Origin of the sequence: Allorhodopirellula heiligendammensis, assembly GCF_007860105.1 — a bacterium.
Taxonomy (GTDB): domain Bacteria; phylum Planctomycetota; class Planctomycetia; order Pirellulales; family Pirellulaceae; genus Rhodopirellula; species Rhodopirellula heiligendammensis.
On sequence record NZ_SJPU01000001.1, the window covers coordinates 1,495,315 to 1,511,047 of the forward strand.

Genomic DNA, 15,733 nt, shown 5'->3' on the forward strand with positions numbered 1-15,733 from the left:
CGCATCCGGTGCCTTTAGTCCCCCGTGGTCAGCTTCTCGACCAAGGCGTATATTTTCGCCGACGGCTCGTTTTACGATCACGCTAAAAAACTATTTCACCCTCTGACCCGATCTGCTGGATTCGTCCTGATGAAAATTCACGAGTATCAAGGCAAAGAACTCTTCCGCGCCGCTGGCGTCCCCGTGCTCGAAGGGCACATGGTGACCACGCCGGAGGAAGCGGCAGCCGCGTACACGAAACTCGGCGGCAAGATCGCGGTGGTCAAGGCCCAGATCCACGCGGGCGGTCGCGGCAAGGGGAACGTGATCGACAATCCAGACCAAAAAGGTGTGGTGTTAGCCAAGTCGGCAGACGAGGCGAAAGCGGCCGCGGCGGGCCTGCTGGGCAATAAACTCGTGACGATTCAGACAGGCCCCGAAGGCCAAACCGTCGGCAAGGTGTTCGTCGAAGCTGGCTGCGATATTGCTCGCGAACTCTACCTCGGCATCGTCGTCGACCGCGTTTCCTGCAAGCCAGTCTTGATGGTCAGCACCGAGGGCGGTGTCGAAATCGAGAAGGTTGCTGAGGAAACTCCTGAACTGATCCACAAGGAAGGTTTCGATCCAGCCATCGGATTGGAAGCGTTCCAAGTTCGCAAGATCTGCAAAAAGCTCGGCATCGAAGGCGCCGCAGCCAAGAGTGCGTTCAAATTCATGACGGCGATGTGCCGGTTCTTCATCGATTACGATTGTGCACTTGCCGAAGTCAACCCGCTCGTGATCACCGGAGACGGACAAATGATCGCTTTGGACGCGAAGATCACGTTCGATGAAAATGCAATGTTCCGCCACAAGGACCTCGAGGAGTTGCGTGACCTCAGCGAAGAAGAGGAGAGCGAAATTCGGGCTGGCAAGGCGGGCCTGAGCTACGTCAAGCTCGACGGCAATATCGCTTGCCTCGTCAACGGTGCCGGACTGGCGATGTCGACGATGGACATCATCAAGTATCACGGTGGCGAACCAGCGAACTTCCTCGACGTGGGCGGCGGTGCCAACGCGGCTCAAGTCACCGAAGCCTTCCGGATTCTGCTCTCGGACAAGAACTGCAAGGGTGTGCTGGTCAATATTTTCGGCGGCATCGCACGCTGCACGACGATTGCCTCGGCATTGATCGAAGCGAGCAAGGAAGTCGGTTTCAACGTGCCATTGGTCGTGCGTCTGGAAGGCACCGAAGTCGAAGAGGGCCGCAAGATGCTCGAAGACAGCGATGTCGACGTGATCACAGCGGTCGATCTCACCGACGCTGCCAAGAAGATCGTCGCCGCCACGGCTTAGTCGCGTCGCGACTGGCTGCTAGCGAATAGCTTCTGGCTGCTAGCTAACAGCCCTCCGGTACCGGTTGCAGTTGCTTCTTTCTCACACATTTCATCTCACCTCGGCTGTTCGCGAGCCGCCAACAGTCAAACGCCAAAAGCTATCCTCATGAGTATTCTGGTCGACAAAAACACCAAAGTCATTTGCCAAGGCATCACGGGCAATGCGGGCAAGTTTCATGCGATGGGCTGCCGCGATTACGGCACCCAGCTTGTTGGCGGCGTGACGCCAGGCAAGGGCGGCCAAGAGGTCGAAGGCATGCCTGTCTTCGATACGGTCGAAGAAGCCGTTCAGCAAACCGGCGCCGACGCGACGATGATCTTCGTACCGCCCCCATTCACCGCCGACGCGATCCTCGAGGCCGTCGATGCGGGCATCCGGATCATTGCTGCGATCACCGAAGGCGTGCCAGTGATCGACATGGTACGCGTCTATGAAAAGGTCAAAGCGAGCAATTCAATTCTGATTGGCCCGAACTGTCCTGGGTTGATCACGCCCGGTGAGTGCAAGATCGGCATCATGCCAGGTTACATTCACACCCCTGGGAAGATCGGCGTCATGAGCCGCTCGGGCACCCTGACCTACGAAGCGGTGTGGCAGACCAGCAACCTGAAACTCGGCCAGAGTACCTGTGTCGGTCTTGGGGGCGACCCCATTGTCGGGACAAACTATATCGACCTATTCAAGTTGTACCAGGAAGACGATCAAACCGAAGCGATTCTGATGATCGGTGAAATCGGCGGCAGCGCCGAAGAAGAAGCCGCCGCATACGTCAAAGCCCACGTGACCAAACCGGTTGCCGCATTCATCGCTGGCCGTACTGCACCTCCCGGCAAACGCATGGGCCACGCCGGTGCAATCATCAGCGGTGGTAAGGGAACCGCAGAAGAAAAGGTTGCAGCTCTCGAGGATGCGGGCATCGTTGTCGCCCCCAGTCCCGCGGAAATGGGCGATGCCGTTCTGCAAGCGATCAAAAACAAGTAGTACAGCCCGCTGCACAGGTTTCCCAGCGCTTCACCCTCCCGGCGAAACTGGGAGGGTCGAGATACGAGCCTAGCGAGTTTTCCGGGGAGGGCCGACCACCGACGCATTGGACTAGGACGCATGAATCAGTCTGCATCAACCTCATCGATCAATCCGCTCACGATGATCATGCCGCAGCGGAAAATCACGGGCATGTCCGCGATTCTATTGCCTTTCCTCGCCGATGGGGAAATTGATTGGGGGAGTTTCGAGCAGCACACCGCGGCGACCCTGGACGCTGGTCTGACACCCGCGATCAATATGGATACGGGTTACGCCAACCTCATCACAGCGGACGTGCGCCAGGAAGCTTTGAATCGGGCCACAGCGGTTGCCGCTGGACGCTCGTTTCTCGGAGGCGTGTTTGTATCCGATAACGCGGGTGCTGCGTTCCAGCCCGATGCGTATCGTAGCGGCATCGCCGAAGTCCAAGCCAGCGGCGGCACGCCGATCCTATTTCAGTCCTACGGGCTGACGTCTGGAGATGACGATCAGATTCTGGCCGCCTACCAGACGCTCGCTCAGGAATGCGATTCGTTCTACGCGTTTGAACTGGGCAATATGTTTGCCCCCTTCGGCAAAATTTACTCGCTCGAACTGTATGAGCGGTTGTTGGGGATTTCCAACTGCGCCGGGGCGAAGCATTCGTCGCTCAATCGTGTGCAAGAATGGCAGCGGATTGAGCTGCGAAATCGCGTTCGCCCGGATTTCCTGGTGCTGACCGGAAACGACTTGGCCATCGACATGGTGATGTATGGCAGCGACTATCTGCTGGGCTTGAGTACATTCCACCCGGCGGCCTTTGCCCAGCGTGACCAATGGTGGGCTGACGGAGACGCGAGATTCTTCCAGCTCAACGACCAACTGCAGTATCTAGGCATGTTTGCATTCCGCGCTCCGGTTCCCGCCTACAAACATTCGGCCGCCATGTTTTTGCGGATGCGAGGCAAACTGGAGACGGATCAGACGCATCCCGAGAGCCCTGGCCGTCCGGATTCTGACCGCATCGTGCTGCAGCAGATCGCTGCCGACATCGACGCCATGCTGGCGGACGCTTAGCAGCCTGTTGAGTGTGGTGCTTTCGCTGTTGGGATGGACTGATACTAACCCGCAGCGCCAGGGAGGCGTGAGATGGATTGCCTCGCTGGCGCGTCGAGTTAGTAAATCAACAGACGGTCAGAGCGTTTGACGCCCCTTGGTTTCCAAAGTGGCCGCCTTGAGTTTCGAAAGAGACTAGCCGATCCGGCTCAGCCTTCTTTCTTCTCTGCTTTCTTAAAGCCTTTGGCAAAGGCTTTTTCACCGAAAACGAGTTCGGAGGCTTCTTTTTTCTCGGCACCCTCTACTTTTGCCTTGCAATTCTTGCAGCAGAAAGCGACTTTCGTGCCGTCGACCTTGATCATGGTTTCAGGGTTGATCTTGCCGCCGCTGATGGGGCAACCCTTCTGCTCGTACTGGTGGGTTTGCACGAGTTGACGGTTGGCCTGGGTAGCGAACTTTTCAGGTGTTTTGGCAAATTTGCCGGCGCAGCCATTGCAGCAGAAAAACACCTTGCCTTCCTTGTAATCAGCGGACTTATCCGCGGTGGCGTCCTTGTCAGCGACCGCACACTTCACGCCTTCGAGATCGACCTTGGCGGTCTCCGCCGCAAACACGGATGCGGAAGCTACCAAAAGCACGGCGACACCGGACAACAAGCGATTTTTCATTGGTTCACTCTCAAAATGGGCCCTAAAACTGTTAATTACGCGGGGTTGCGTAACCGCTACAGGCTGTGTAATTGCACGTTAGCTTACGGTACCGCAATGGTGGAAGTCAAATTCAGAAATCTGTCTGGTCGCCGTACCCGCCGTTCTGTTAGCGTGCGGTCGAAGACTATGACAATTGCGAAGTCTTGCGGGCATCCGGTCCGTGCGGTGGAGTCGCCGGTTTCGAGTGCCGATGTCATAGGTAAGGGATTACAGATTCGTCGAACGTGGATCAGTTGATTCCGATGAATCGCAATGACAGCAACGGATTTCGCTGAAGAGAGATATGATGAAAACGCCACGACGCCAATTTCTTGGATTGAGCACGGGGCTGCTTACCGGTGGCCTGATTTCCAATGCGATCGCCTCACGCGTTGCCGCACAGACGCCGGGAGAGCATCCTGAATGGGCGAACCCCGTCCACCGCGTTGCCAACGCCCCATCGGTACCGAAGGCATCCGTCCCCCAAGACGAACCGGGGAAGGCTGCCCTGCGCCGAGGTCTGGAAATGGCGCGGCAGTCACTTGAAATCTCCCGCAATGACGTTCGCGACTACACTGCTATCTTGGTCAAACGCGAGCAAATTGGTGGCACGGTGGGTGAGCATGAATACATGATGATCAAGGTTCGCAATCGGAAGGTATCCGGTGGTCAGCTGATCCAGCCGTTCAGCGTTTACATCGGCTTCCTGAAGCCGGCTGCGGTCAAAGGCCGTGAGGTGATTTACGTCGAGAACCGCAATGACGGAAAGCTGGTGGCGCATGAGGGTGGTTTTAAAGGACGGTTCTTGCCGACCGTCAATCTGCCCGTTGACGGGATGCTGGCCATGCGTGGTCAACGCTATCCGCTGACTGAAATCGGCGTTGAGAAAATGATCGTGAAGCTGATCGAACGCGGTGAAAAGGCGATGCGGCACGAAGACGTCACGTGTGAGTTCCGCAAAGGAGCGAAACTGAAAGATCGCGTTTGCACCGTGCTAGAGGTAACCCAGCCGACGCAGCGACCTGACGCCGAGTTCTACCAAGCTCAGGTGTTCATGGACGATCAATTGAATATGCCGATTCGATATGTCGCATACCACTGGCCCGATCAGCCGGGCGGCCAAGGTGAGGTAATCGAGGAATACAACTACCTCAACCTCAAAATCAACGTCGGCCTGACTGACGCGGACTTCGATCCCACCAATAAAGATTACAACTTTTATTCGTAACGGACCGTCGATGGGCGGCGATGTCCGTCGAGAGAAAGTAGCAACGCGCTAGCTGAGCTGGTGTGGGTGGGCTGCCGGAAGACGGTGTTGGCAGACGGAGAACTGTTATAGTGGGAGATAGTGTTCACGCTCCCGCCTAGAAAGTTCCCGCCCTATGTCCGCCGCAATCCGTTGTTGGACTGGTTGTCTTGCGATTATCGTTTTGACCGTCGGAGCTTCGGCGGAAGAGACGGGATCTGCCGCGATGGAGGAAGAACGTTTTTTCGAAACGTTTGTCCGCCCCGTATTGGTCAACCATTGTAGTGAATGTCATGGCTCCGAAAAACAGTTCGCGGGCCTGCGTTTGGATTCTTGGACCAGTATCGCAGAAGAGAGCGATACCGCACCTGTCGTAATCTCCGGGGATCCCGACGCCAGCCTACTCATCCGGGCGATTCGTCGTGAAGGTGGGCTCGACATGCCGCCAGATGATCCCTTGGACGAGAAATCAGTTGAAGTGCTCACGCACTGGGTTCGCAACGGGGCCTACTGGCCGACCTCTGCGGCGATCGATGACGACCGTAAGCCAGTTCAAGGCCACTGGGCGTTTCAGCCAATCGTTTCACCGGAGATACCATCTCTGCCGAGTGGGTCGAGTCGCTTCGCCCGGCAATGGCCGCGAACGACCATCGATGCCTTTGTGATTGATAAGCTCCAGTCCCAGGAATTGCTTCCGGCCCGCGAAGCGGATCGACGCACGCTGATTCGCCGGGCAAGTTACGCGGTTACAGGGTTGCCGCCAAGTTCCGACGCGATCGAACGTTTTGTAGAGGATCCTGCACCGGATGCCTACGCTCGCTTGGTCGATCGGCTACTTGCCTCGCCTCAATATGGCGAGCATTGGGCGCGGAAGTGGTTGGATATCGCTCGGTATTCAGACTCCAAGGGGTACGTGTATGCGAGAGAAGAACGTTTTTGGACACATGCCTGGAGCTATCGAGACTGGGTCGTCAACGCCTTCAATGAAGACCGTCCTTACGATGAGTTTCTACTCATGCAGTTGGCGGCTGACCAGGTCGCTTCATCGCAACAAGATCTTGCCGCGATGGGCTATCTCACGTTGGGTCGCCGTTTTCTCGGGGTCAAGCATGACATTATTGATGACCGCATCGACGTCCTAACGCGAGGGATGTTGGGACTGACCGTCGCGTGTGCTCGCTGTCACGATCACAAGTTCGATCCCATTCCCACGGCGGACTACTACTCGCTTTACGGTGTATTTGATAGTTGTTTGGAACGGGAGCAATCTATCAGTGATATCAACACCCTCGATCCTGCCTACGTCGCTGAGTTGGACAAGCGCCAGCAGGCCTATGACAGTCGTATGAGTCAGGTCCGGCAGGAGTGTGCCGACCGCGTCCGCCAGCGGATTACAGACTATTTGGCGGCTCAATTTGAATTGGACGAATATCCAGATGAATCGTTCGGCCAGCTCTTTCAGAAGTCTGATTTACTGCCCACCGTCGTTCACCGTTGGAAGGAGTATCTGCGCGACGCCCAGGAACAGAACGATCCGGTTTTTTACGCTTGGCATCGCTTCGCGCCGTTGGCGGACCTCTCCGAAGCTGAATTCATCGCGCAATCCCAATTGATCAGCGCGGAGCTACAGAACGCGGCAGCGGATCAGGTCCATCCATTGGTCGCCAAAGCGTTCGTCGACCCACCGCAGAGTATCAGTGAAATGGTCGAAATCCACGGCAAGTTATTTTCCGCTCCGGAACAAGACTTGGACGCCGCACTGATCGCAGTACGGCAGGGTTCAAACTCTCCCTGTGAGATCCCGCCGGGGTCGATCGTGGAAATTGAGCTGATGATGGACATTGACAGCACTCAGGAATTGTGGGGACTGCAAGCTCAAGTCGATCGTTGGATCATTCAGGCGGAAGAGAACGACCAGCGCGTGAGGATCTTGATCGACCGAACGACTCCGGTGCAGCCGCGGGTTTTCCGGCGAGGGAACCCGTTGCGCAAACAGGATGCCGTCTCGCGTCACTTTTTGTCGTTGTTTTCGTCGGAACCCCCAGAACCGTTCTCGCGTGGTAGCGGCCGCTTGGAATTAGCGCAACGAATCATTGAACCGGGAAATCCGCTCACTGCGCGGGTGATCGTCAACCGCGTTTGGGGTCAGTATTTTGGACATCCGCTCGTCGCGACGCCCAGTGATTTCGGACTTCGGGCTTCACCACCATCGCATCCTGAGTTGTTGGATAGTTTGGCCACGGCATTGATCGAGAACCATTGGAGTCTGAAGGAACTGCATCGTCGCATTTTGTTGTCAGCCACCTTTCGCCAATCCGATCAGGGCTGCGAGGATTTGACCGTCCGCCCGGCGGCCCGGCGGCTTGATCCTGAGAATCGATGGTTGTGGCATTGGCAACCTCAACGCCTGACACTTGAGGAGATGCGGGATTCATTCCTATCCGTGACCGACGACCTTGATTCTCGCATCGGTGGCAAACCGGTCGATACGCTTTGGAAGTCGCCATTCTCGCAACGCCGGGCGATCTATGGCGTCGTCGATCGCCAGTTCCTGCCGGGCTTGCTCCGCGCTTTTGACTTTGCCAATCCAGATCTCTCGATAGCGACGCGTTCTGAAACGACGGTCCCGCAACAATCGCTGTTTTTTCTCAACCATCCACTTGTGTTGGAGCGGGCCAGAGCAATATCAGCCAGTGTCGAGGCGATCGCGTCCCCAGACGACCGCGTCGAAGCGCTTTTTCAAACGGTCTTGCTTCGCCCACCGACGCCCAGTGAGCGAAGCGATGCATTGCATTTCGTCACTTCGACAGACCCGCACACCCAGGGCGATGTACCACCTACCGCATCGGATTGGAGCTATGGGTATGGCAAATTGGACGAAGCGTCCAGCGTCGTCAAGCATTTTACAGAGCTGCCTCATTTCAGTGGTCAAGCATGGCAGGGCGGCCCGGCATATCCCGACCCGGCACTCGGGTGGGTACAGCTCAATGAGTCGGGCGGGCACCCGGGAAATGATCGTACCCACGCCGCGGTCCGGCGGTGGACTGCACCCCATGACATGCACATCCAGATTCAGTCGGAAATCATGCACGAGCCGCCCCAAGGAGATGGTATTCGCGCATTTATCGTGACATCGTCGGTCCCGGCAGGCGTCGTCTCCCAAGCCACCGTGCATCAAAAATCCGCAAAGATGAATGTCGACGCACTGCTGGTGGCCGCGGGACAAACGGTCGACTTTCTGGTCGATATCGGTGACAACCTGGGCTACGATCAGTTTTCTTGGGAAATTGTCGTTAGCGAGAAAGGAGATGACGGGACTTCCTCGTCGCATCCCGCCAATCTTGTGTGGGATGCGAAAGCCGATTTCGGCACGGTCAACAGCGAACCATTGTCAGCTTGGGAACAATTGACGCAGATCCTGTTAGGCACCAACGAGTTCCTGTTCGTTCATTAGCCTCCTTTTTGAAGACGAGTTTTCGGTATGTTTGAACTCAATCGACGTGAGCTTCTGCAGCGAGGCGGTCTCGGGATGGGGGCGCTGGGTTTGATGCAGGTGTTGGAGAGCGATGGTTACCGGGTGATGGGAGAACCGCTGCCGGTCGATGTTCCCGATCGCAATGCTCAGCCGCTCGCGGTGCGGCCTGCTCACTTCCCAGGCAAAGCGAAGCGAGTCATTCATTTTTTTCTGAATGGAGGGCCGTCGCACGTGGACACGTTTGATCCCAAGCCCGCGCTTGCCCGACATGCTGGTAAACCTCTGTCGCAAACACTGACGACTGAACGAAAAACTGGGGCCGCGTTCCCTTCGCCATTCCGGTTCAAGCGATACGGTGAATCGGGGATTGAGGTCAGTGATCTGTTCTCACGCACCGCCGAGCATATGGATGACATTGCGGTGATTCGGTCAATGGTGGCCGAAGTTCCCAACCACGAGCCATCCTTGATGCTGATGAACTGTGGCGACTCAGCTCAGACACGGCCTAGCGCCGGTGCGTGGGTACTGTATGGCATGGGAACCGAAAACCAGAATTTGCCAGGCTTTATTTCCTTGTGTCCCGGTGGGCTACCGATCAAGGATACGGAAAACTGGCAATCCGCGTTTCTGCCGGGCGCCTATCAAGGCACGTATATCGATTCCCAGCATCGGGAGCTGGGACGATTGTTGGAGAATATTGAGCATCCCCAAATTCGTCGTGGCGACCAACGAAGACAACTTGATCTATTGGCTAAGTGGAATGCCGAGCATCACGCCCTGCATGTCGATGAGCGTTTGAACGCGCGCATCCACTCCTATGAACTCGCCTTCCGGATGCAGCATGAAGCTCGGGAGGCATTTGATATCAGTGATGAAACGGCGGCTACCCAAGCGATGTATGGCGATGGTGTGCATGGCAGGCAAACTCTGATCGCTCGGCGTTTGCTCGAACGAGGGGTGCGGTATGTTCAATTATGGCATGGTGCGGGGCAGCCCTGGGATAACCACGACGATATTGAGAGCAATCATCGCCGGTTGGCGGGGGAATTGGATCCCGCGATCGCAGCGCTGCTGACCGACCTCAAGCAGCGTGGAATGTTGGAGGACACCTTGGTGCTCTGGGGCGGCGAGTTTGGACGCACGCCCACGGTCGAGCTAGGGGCTAACGGGCAGACGAAACTTGGCCGTGATCACAATCACTATGGGTTTACGGTGTGGATGGCTGGAGGAGGTATCAAGGGTGGTACGGTCCACGGTGCCACCGATGAGTTCGGTTTCAAAGCCGTAGAAAACCCGACCAGCGTTCACGATCTACACGCCACCATGCTCCATTTGCTGGGTTTCGATCACGAACGGCTCACCTATCGATACGCTGGCAGAGACTTCCGTTTGACCGACGTTCATGGCAGGGTAATTCAGGACATCATCGCCTGAGCGGACTGTCCCGAGTGTCGGACCGGAACCGCCGCCTAGCTACGATCTACTTCGCCGGCACGAGTTCTCGTTTGACTTTCTCGATCGCTTCCAACCGCAGTTCGTTGTTTTCCGCGGGGAAGCCGATCGCTTGGACGATGAAACCGAAATTGGCGTGGATCGCATTCGGATCCAGGTGGTAGTCGGCGAGTTGTCGGTCGCTCAAAAGTACGATAGCTGCCATTGCCGCATCACGTAGTTGAGGTTCGATGACGTTGCCACCGAAGTATTGCACCTCACTCGCCGCTCGCTCGTCATCGAGATACTGGGCCACATCGCTGATATTGCTTTTGTCGCCGAATCTCGAAATCGCTTGCATGGCCATCGCGAGCGTGGGCGGGTCCGTCGATTTTTGCAACGTTTCCAACGCCAGTTGCAACGATTGATCCAGATTGCAGTTAATGGCAAACCACAGCATGTCTTGTCGGTTGCTCACATCTGAACGTGTGACCCAGCCACCCAGCAAGGCGCGAAACAATCCTGACAGCTGAGCGTCGATCAACAGTCGGCTTGTGGCTTCACGCCGCATGGTCGTGAACAGTGCACCTTCTTCAACGCGACTGATGGGCATGTCCTGATCATTGGCGAGCAACAATAGCGCGATCACGTCGGCTTCGGTGGTCAAGCGATGTTCGACAAACATACCTCGTTGGATATCGATGATGGTGGCGCGGAACGCTTCGGCTCGCTGTTTCGTCGATCCTTCCAAGGCCGCAGCAGCAGCTTCGTGCCTCAAGAAAATCTCCACGTACAATTCGCGAACACGAATACCATCGCCCAGGATCTTGCGGGCCACGTTCCAGCCCTCCATCGATACGTCCTTTCCAGCGAGAAACGCATCGACGCGGCCAGCGGTCTCGTTGCCCGCAATCCCATCGGCAACGGTGCCAGCCCGCATCCGGACTTCGAGATCTGCATGCTCCTGGGCTGCCTTTTGCAATACCGGCATTGCCTGCTTGCCGACCGCTCGCAGCTTGGCGGTCGCTTGCTCGCGGGCGGCAAACTCTGCCCTGCCGAGTTGATCGACCCACTGAGAAATCTCGTCTGGAGTCGCCTTAGCACCCGCCGAGGGCACACCGTCAGGGGCCGCTTCGCTGCGAGGCTGTTGTGCCACAGCCGGCGTCTGGGTCTGTGCTCGGAACACATCCGCGATCTTGTCACTGGCTAGGTGTGGCTGCGTTAAAGCGGCCGAAACACTCGCCGGCTCGGGGATGTCCGCCACCGTGTCGGGCGCGGGAGCCGGTGCCTGAGCGGGCGTGTCCTGCGCGGGCACCTGGCTGGCGGGCACAATAACAGCACACAGCAACATGGTGCACGCGAGCCAGCGTTGTTCAAGTAATATCATCAAAACGATCCACTGCGACTGACGCGTTCAAATCGAACCCCCCGGCAAGCACGCTCACTCGAACGCACCCCATTTCTTCAAACCACTGGCATTGTACGTCATGTGAGTGCGAAAAATCCACCAGTTGCCCAATCCGATGCCCATCGCTAAGCTGCGATTCACTCTGGTCAAGTTTCTCAAGAAATTTGGCTCGCAAACATGTAGGGATTTGCGGCCGCTTGCAGCCTCACTGCTAAAAAGCCATTACGATGAAAACCAATTCTGCACAAACTCATTCCACCCCATCAATCGGCATCTCCACTCGTAGCGTCCATGGCGGCGAGCGGCATCAGAATTCGGAGGGGGCTCTCGCGAGCCCTATTTACGGGGCGTCGACGTTTGCCTTCGATTCCACTGATGATCTGATCGAATTCGTCGAGGGCCGCAGCGATCGCGTCGAGTACGCCCGCTATGGCAACCCGAATGAACGGATCGTCGAAGCCAAGCTGGCTGCACTCGAAGGCGCCGAGGATGCAATTCTCTACTCCAGCGGCATGGCCGCCGTGGTAGGGGTGTTGTTGAGCCAGTTGTCCGCCGGCGATGAAGTCATCTTTTTTGATGAGTGCTACCACCGCAGTCGTGAGTTCTGCTCCGATCACTTGTCTCGTTATGGGATCGTCACCCGCGAAGTCCGCACGGGTGACTTTGCCGCCATGGAAGCCGCGATCACTTCCAACACCAAAATGTTGGTGTCTGAGTCGCCCACCAACCCGCATCTCACCTGCGTGGATCTCGAAAAGTTCGCGGCCGTTGGCAAAACTCACGGGATCGAAACGCTGATCGATGCAACGTTAGCTACGCCCTATAACGTCAAGCCAATTGAATATGGTGTGGACTACGTCCTGCACTCGGCGACGAAGTATTTTGGCGGACACAATGATTTGTTGGCTGGCGTGATTTGCGGTAGCCGTGAAATGCTCAAGCCGGTTCGGGACTTCCGCGGTTACCTCGGCAGCGTCTGCTCGCCGCACAGTCTGTACCTGCTCGAACGGGGACTCAAGACGTTTGCACTGCGGATGGCTCGGCATAATGAAAACGGAATGGCTGTTGCCACGTTCTTAGAAAACCATCCCCGCGTCGGTCGTGTCTACTATCCTGGCCTTCCATCGCACCCTACCCATGCGGTGGCAGCGAAACAGATGAACGGGTTCGGTGGACTGATGACGTTCACGGTCAAAGACGCCGACGGCAAGGAGGCTTCCCAAGTCGTCGATGCGGTCACGATACCGCGGATCGCAGCGAGCCTCGGTGGTGTCGAGTCGCTCATTGAGCAGCCGCTGGTGATGAGCTATCTGCACTACACGCCCGAGCAACGCCAGGCAGTGGGCATCGACGACAATATGATTCGCCTGTCCTGCGGCATCGAAGATTCAGCCGACTTGATCGCCGACCTCGATCAGGCTCTGAGCAAGTAGGATGGGACCATCGTCCCGTCCGTGACCGCTCAACGCCCGTGACTGCGTTAGCCCGCGGCTGGCGGACACCGCAGATTGCTTTTCTAGATTGCTTTGGTGAAGGGCTGAAGACTTGGTCCACCCATGTTTTAGCGACCAGAAGAATCTCCCTAGCACGGCGTTGCCAGCTGCTGAACGCCAGGTTGACGCTGGAATACAAATTGACGATACGAGCAAAGTCTTAAATAGAGCTAAGTCGTATTGTCCACATCGCCCTACGGTAGTTTCAATGGGTGTCGCCTTCAAATGGTCGATCGCGTTGATATCCGCTCCCTCGGCGACTGCCGCCGCGATTCGTTCATCCGCATTTCGCACCCCAGCTCTGATAATCTTGTGTAAAACGGTGTCACCGTGTCTGCCTGGCGCCGTGGGGACACCGCCATATTTCATCACCTCGAGAAATTGTGTTGAGAATTGCGATCGGGCGGCCCCATGCATCACCGTATCTCCCGATCGAAAGACGTTTGGCAAACCCAGCCTAGAAGTGTGGCGGACGTGGGGATCTACATCATTTTCCAACAGGACTAAGAATCTTTCGAGCTGGTTGTCTGAGAAGTTGGTACCCCAGACGGACAATGACAGCAAAAACCATCGATTTTGAGGACAAGTCCCAGCTACTTGTGGTGTCGTGGCTAGGCAATCGGGGATTCGCCTCGGCGTATGCAGATCGAGATACACTTAAGCAGGTCGGGGGAAATGTTTCGGTATAACTCACGTAGGCGAGTCTCTCCGAGACTCGCAACTCTCAGCGTCTCGGAGAGACGCTGCTACGTGGTTTCACCGAATTACTTGTGCGTACCTGCTTACGACGGCAGTATGAAAATTTGTAATCGGACGACCGGACGGTTATGCTAGCGAGCCCTCGCAACGCTGCATCCGCGGCGTTCACCCATCTCGCCAACCTTCATTGAAAACTGTTCACATGACCGACCGACGAAACTTCTTGAAAACGTCAGCCACCGTGGCGGCCCTCGGTGCCTCCACACTTTCAGCCCAATCAGCCTCGGCCGCTGCGGGCAGCAATGAGCGGATGCGAATTGGATTCATCGGCCCCGGTGGCCGTGGCTTTGGTGCCCATGTGAAGTCGTTGTGCGAACTCCATGCGGCGGGGCGGGCGATTGATTTGGTCGGTGTTGCGGAGGTTTTTCAGGTCCAACGCGACCGCGTCGCGGATCATATCAAGAAGGAGACGGGCACTGATCCAGGCCGCTATGTTGACTATCGTGACATGATCGAGAAGGAGAATTTGGATGCCGTCTGCATCGGTACTCCGGATCACTGGCACCACAAACAGACCATTGACGCGCTTGCTGCGGGACTGAACGTCTACTGCGAAAAACCCATGACCAAGACGGTCGAGGAAGCGTTCGACGTTGAAGACAAGTGGCGGGCCAGTGGCAAGGTGATGCAAGTCGGCGTGCAATCGACCAGTCTGCCTGTTTGGAACGAGGTGAACAAACTTCTGTGCGACGGCAAGCTTGGCAAGGTACTGGGATTCCAGACGGAATACTTCCGTAATTCCGATGTGGGGCAGTGGCGTTACTACAAACTCACTCCGGACATGACGCCCAAGTCCATTGACTGGGACCGTTGGCTCGGGCGTGAACATGATCTGGCCGAAGGCATGCCGTTCGACCGAGAAGTTTATAAGCAGTGGCGTCGGTTTTGGCCGTTCGGAAGCGGTATGTTCACGGATCTGTTCGTGCACCGCACCACCTCGATGCTCAAGGCGACGGGCCTGCGAGTCCCCGGACGAGTTGTCGGTGCTGGGGGGATTTTCCTTGAGTACGACGGGCGCGGTGTGCCTGACGTCGCGACCGTCGCGGCTGACTTTAATGAGGGCGTCCAAGGATTGGTCACCGCCACCATGTGCAACGAAGAATCACGCGTTAACCAATTGATTCGCGGTCACTACGGGACGTTCGCATTCGGAAATGGCGAGGGCTTTGACGGATTCGACTTCATCCCCGAGCGGGGTCCCGTCACACACGTCCGTCAGGAAGCTGAACGCATCACCACCAAACCGGTGAAGAACACTACCTTGGCACACTTTGCGAACTGGCTCGACGCCTGTGAAGCGAACGACCCATCGATGTGCAATAACCAACCGGATCTAGGAGCAGCTGCCATGTCAGTCGTGAACCTAGGAGCGCAAAGCTATCGCAAGGGCAAAGTGTACTTTGTCGATGATCGCAAGATCTCGGATGTCGACCCCGGCTGGGCCGCCAAATGGGAAGCCCGGTCGCTGGCAGGAGGACCGCCGTCACACATTCCAGGCTGGAATGCCGGTGACTACGGCAGTACGCAATCGGACCCCGAATACATGAAGTACGGTGGGCCTTGGGTCGATGGAAAAGACCCCGCTGGCGGCGCCTGATTTTTTGCTTGCAGTTGCTTGCACCGCGACTGTCATGCGCGTGGCCGTATCTATTTTTTAGCAACCACGGATGGTCCTGTCCGCGACGAGCCCGCTTGGTCCGGGACGTAGGTTCCCGGTCTACGTTACCCTTATCCGCGTTGCCCCGTACGGGCGACAGCTAACGCCGTGACCGATTCTCGTGCGGTGTTTTGCTGGATTTGTAGCTCGGAACAATGTCC

Annotated in this window: 11 protein-coding genes; 8 read left to right on the plus strand and 3 right to left on the minus strand. The window is 56.7% G+C overall.

Annotation, left to right across the window (positions count from 1 at the left end; all coding sequences use genetic code 11):
• Nucleotides 1-129: 129 nt before the first annotated feature.
• The 3 genes from sucC (at nucleotide 130) to Poly21_RS05675 (ending at nucleotide 3,435) form a co-directional block, all read left to right on the plus strand.
• Complete coding sequence (gene sucC, locus Poly21_RS05665) at nucleotides 130-1,314, plus strand: ADP-forming succinate--CoA ligase subunit beta (RefSeq protein WP_146405948.1); 1,185 nt, start codon at nucleotides 130-132, stop codon at nucleotides 1,312-1,314.
• Nucleotides 1,315-1,461: 147 nt separating this feature from the next.
• Nucleotides 1,462-2,337 carry a succinate--CoA ligase subunit alpha gene (gene sucD / locus Poly21_RS05670; RefSeq protein ID WP_146405949.1) on the plus strand — a complete coding sequence of 292 codons (876 nt, stop codon included), beginning with the start codon at nucleotides 1,462-1,464 and terminating at the stop codon, nucleotides 2,335-2,337.
• Between the two features lie 120 nt (nucleotides 2,338-2,457).
• Nucleotides 2,458-3,435 carry a dihydrodipicolinate synthase family protein gene (locus Poly21_RS05675; protein WP_146405950.1) on the plus strand — a complete coding sequence of 326 codons (978 nt, stop codon included), beginning with the start codon at nucleotides 2,458-2,460 and terminating at the stop codon, nucleotides 3,433-3,435.
• Nucleotides 3,436-3,623: 188 nt separating this feature from the next.
• On the opposite strand, the gene Poly21_RS05680 is transcribed toward Poly21_RS05675, so the two are convergent.
• Nucleotides 3,624-4,082, minus strand: coding sequence for an eL24 family ribosomal protein (locus Poly21_RS05680; protein ID WP_146405951.1), 459 nt, complete (start codon nucleotides 4,080-4,082; stop codon nucleotides 3,624-3,626).
• Nucleotides 4,083-4,410: 328 nt separating this feature from the next.
• Between Poly21_RS05680 and Poly21_RS05685 the strand changes: the two genes are divergently transcribed.
• The 3 genes from Poly21_RS05685 to Poly21_RS05695 all read left to right on the plus strand — a co-directional run bounded on the left by Poly21_RS05685 (nucleotide 4,411) and on the right by Poly21_RS05695 (nucleotide 10,258).
• Nucleotides 4,411-5,331 carry a DUF1571 domain-containing protein gene (locus tag Poly21_RS05685; RefSeq protein ID WP_146406895.1) on the plus strand — a complete coding sequence of 307 codons (921 nt, stop codon included), beginning with the start codon at nucleotides 4,411-4,413 and terminating at the stop codon, nucleotides 5,329-5,331.
• Between the two features lie 154 nt (nucleotides 5,332-5,485).
• Nucleotides 5,486-8,803 carry a PSD1 and planctomycete cytochrome C domain-containing protein gene (locus Poly21_RS05690; RefSeq protein ID WP_146405952.1) on the plus strand — a complete coding sequence of 1,106 codons (3,318 nt, stop codon included), beginning with the start codon at nucleotides 5,486-5,488 and terminating at the stop codon, nucleotides 8,801-8,803.
• A gap of 27 nt (nucleotides 8,804-8,830) precedes the next feature.
• Nucleotides 8,831-10,258, plus strand: coding sequence for a DUF1501 domain-containing protein (locus Poly21_RS05695; protein WP_146405953.1), 1,428 nt, complete (start codon nucleotides 8,831-8,833; stop codon nucleotides 10,256-10,258).
• 46 nt (nucleotides 10,259-10,304) lie between these two features.
• On the opposite strand, the gene Poly21_RS05700 is transcribed toward Poly21_RS05695, so the two are convergent.
• Entirely contained in the window at nucleotides 10,305-11,642 is a 1,338-nt protein-coding gene (locus Poly21_RS05700) for a hypothetical protein (RefSeq protein WP_146405954.1), read from the minus strand.
• Nucleotides 11,643-11,890: 248 nt separating this feature from the next.
• Here Poly21_RS05700 and Poly21_RS05705 point away from each other — a divergent pair, with 248 nt between their 5' ends.
• Nucleotides 11,891-13,096, plus strand: a complete 1,206-nt coding sequence (locus Poly21_RS05705) for a trans-sulfuration enzyme family protein (protein WP_146405955.1) — start codon at nucleotides 11,891-11,893, stop codon at nucleotides 13,094-13,096.
• On the opposite strand, the gene Poly21_RS05710 is transcribed toward Poly21_RS05705, so the two are convergent.
• Nucleotides 13,052-13,573, minus strand: coding sequence for a hypothetical protein (locus Poly21_RS05710; RefSeq protein ID WP_146405956.1), 522 nt, complete (start codon nucleotides 13,571-13,573; stop codon nucleotides 13,052-13,054). The two genes, Poly21_RS05705 and Poly21_RS05710, sit on opposite strands and share 45 nt — an antisense overlap.
• Nucleotides 13,574-14,057: 484 nt before the next feature.
• Between Poly21_RS05710 and Poly21_RS05715 the strand changes: the two genes are divergently transcribed.
• Complete coding sequence (locus Poly21_RS05715; protein WP_146405957.1) at nucleotides 14,058-15,512, plus strand: Gfo/Idh/MocA family protein; 1,455 nt, start codon at nucleotides 14,058-14,060, stop codon at nucleotides 15,510-15,512.
• Nucleotides 15,513-15,733 lie beyond the last annotated feature (221 nt).

Excerpts from the sequence above, each read along its gene's own strand:
- Poly21_RS05710 (WP_146405956.1), bottom strand. The coding sequence starts at position 13,573 with ATGCATGGGGCCGCCCGATCGCAATTCTCAACACAATTTCTCGAGGTG.
- Poly21_RS05715 (WP_146405957.1), top strand. The coding sequence starts at position 14,058 with ATGACCGACCGACGAAACTTCTTGAAAACGTCAGCCACCGTGGCGGCC.
- Poly21_RS05700 (WP_146405954.1), bottom strand. The coding sequence starts at position 11,642 with ATGATATTACTTGAACAACGCTGGCTCGCGTGCACCATGTTGCTGTGT.
- sucC (WP_146405948.1), top strand. The coding sequence starts at position 130 with ATGAAAATTCACGAGTATCAAGGCAAAGAACTCTTCCGCGCCGCTGGC.
- sucD (WP_146405949.1), top strand. The coding sequence starts at position 1,462 with ATGAGTATTCTGGTCGACAAAAACACCAAAGTCATTTGCCAAGGCATC.
- Poly21_RS05690 (WP_146405952.1), top strand. The coding sequence starts at position 5,486 with ATGTCCGCCGCAATCCGTTGTTGGACTGGTTGTCTTGCGATTATCGTT.
- Poly21_RS05705 (WP_146405955.1), top strand. The coding sequence starts at position 11,891 with ATGAAAACCAATTCTGCACAAACTCATTCCACCCCATCAATCGGCATC.
- Poly21_RS05680 (WP_146405951.1), bottom strand. The coding sequence starts at position 4,082 with ATGAAAAATCGCTTGTTGTCCGGTGTCGCCGTGCTTTTGGTAGCTTCC.
- Poly21_RS05695 (WP_146405953.1), top strand. The coding sequence starts at position 8,831 with ATGTTTGAACTCAATCGACGTGAGCTTCTGCAGCGAGGCGGTCTCGGG.
- Poly21_RS05685 (WP_146406895.1), top strand. The coding sequence starts at position 4,411 with ATGAAAACGCCACGACGCCAATTTCTTGGATTGAGCACGGGGCTGCTT.
- Poly21_RS05675 (WP_146405950.1), top strand. The coding sequence starts at position 2,458 with ATGAATCAGTCTGCATCAACCTCATCGATCAATCCGCTCACGATGATC.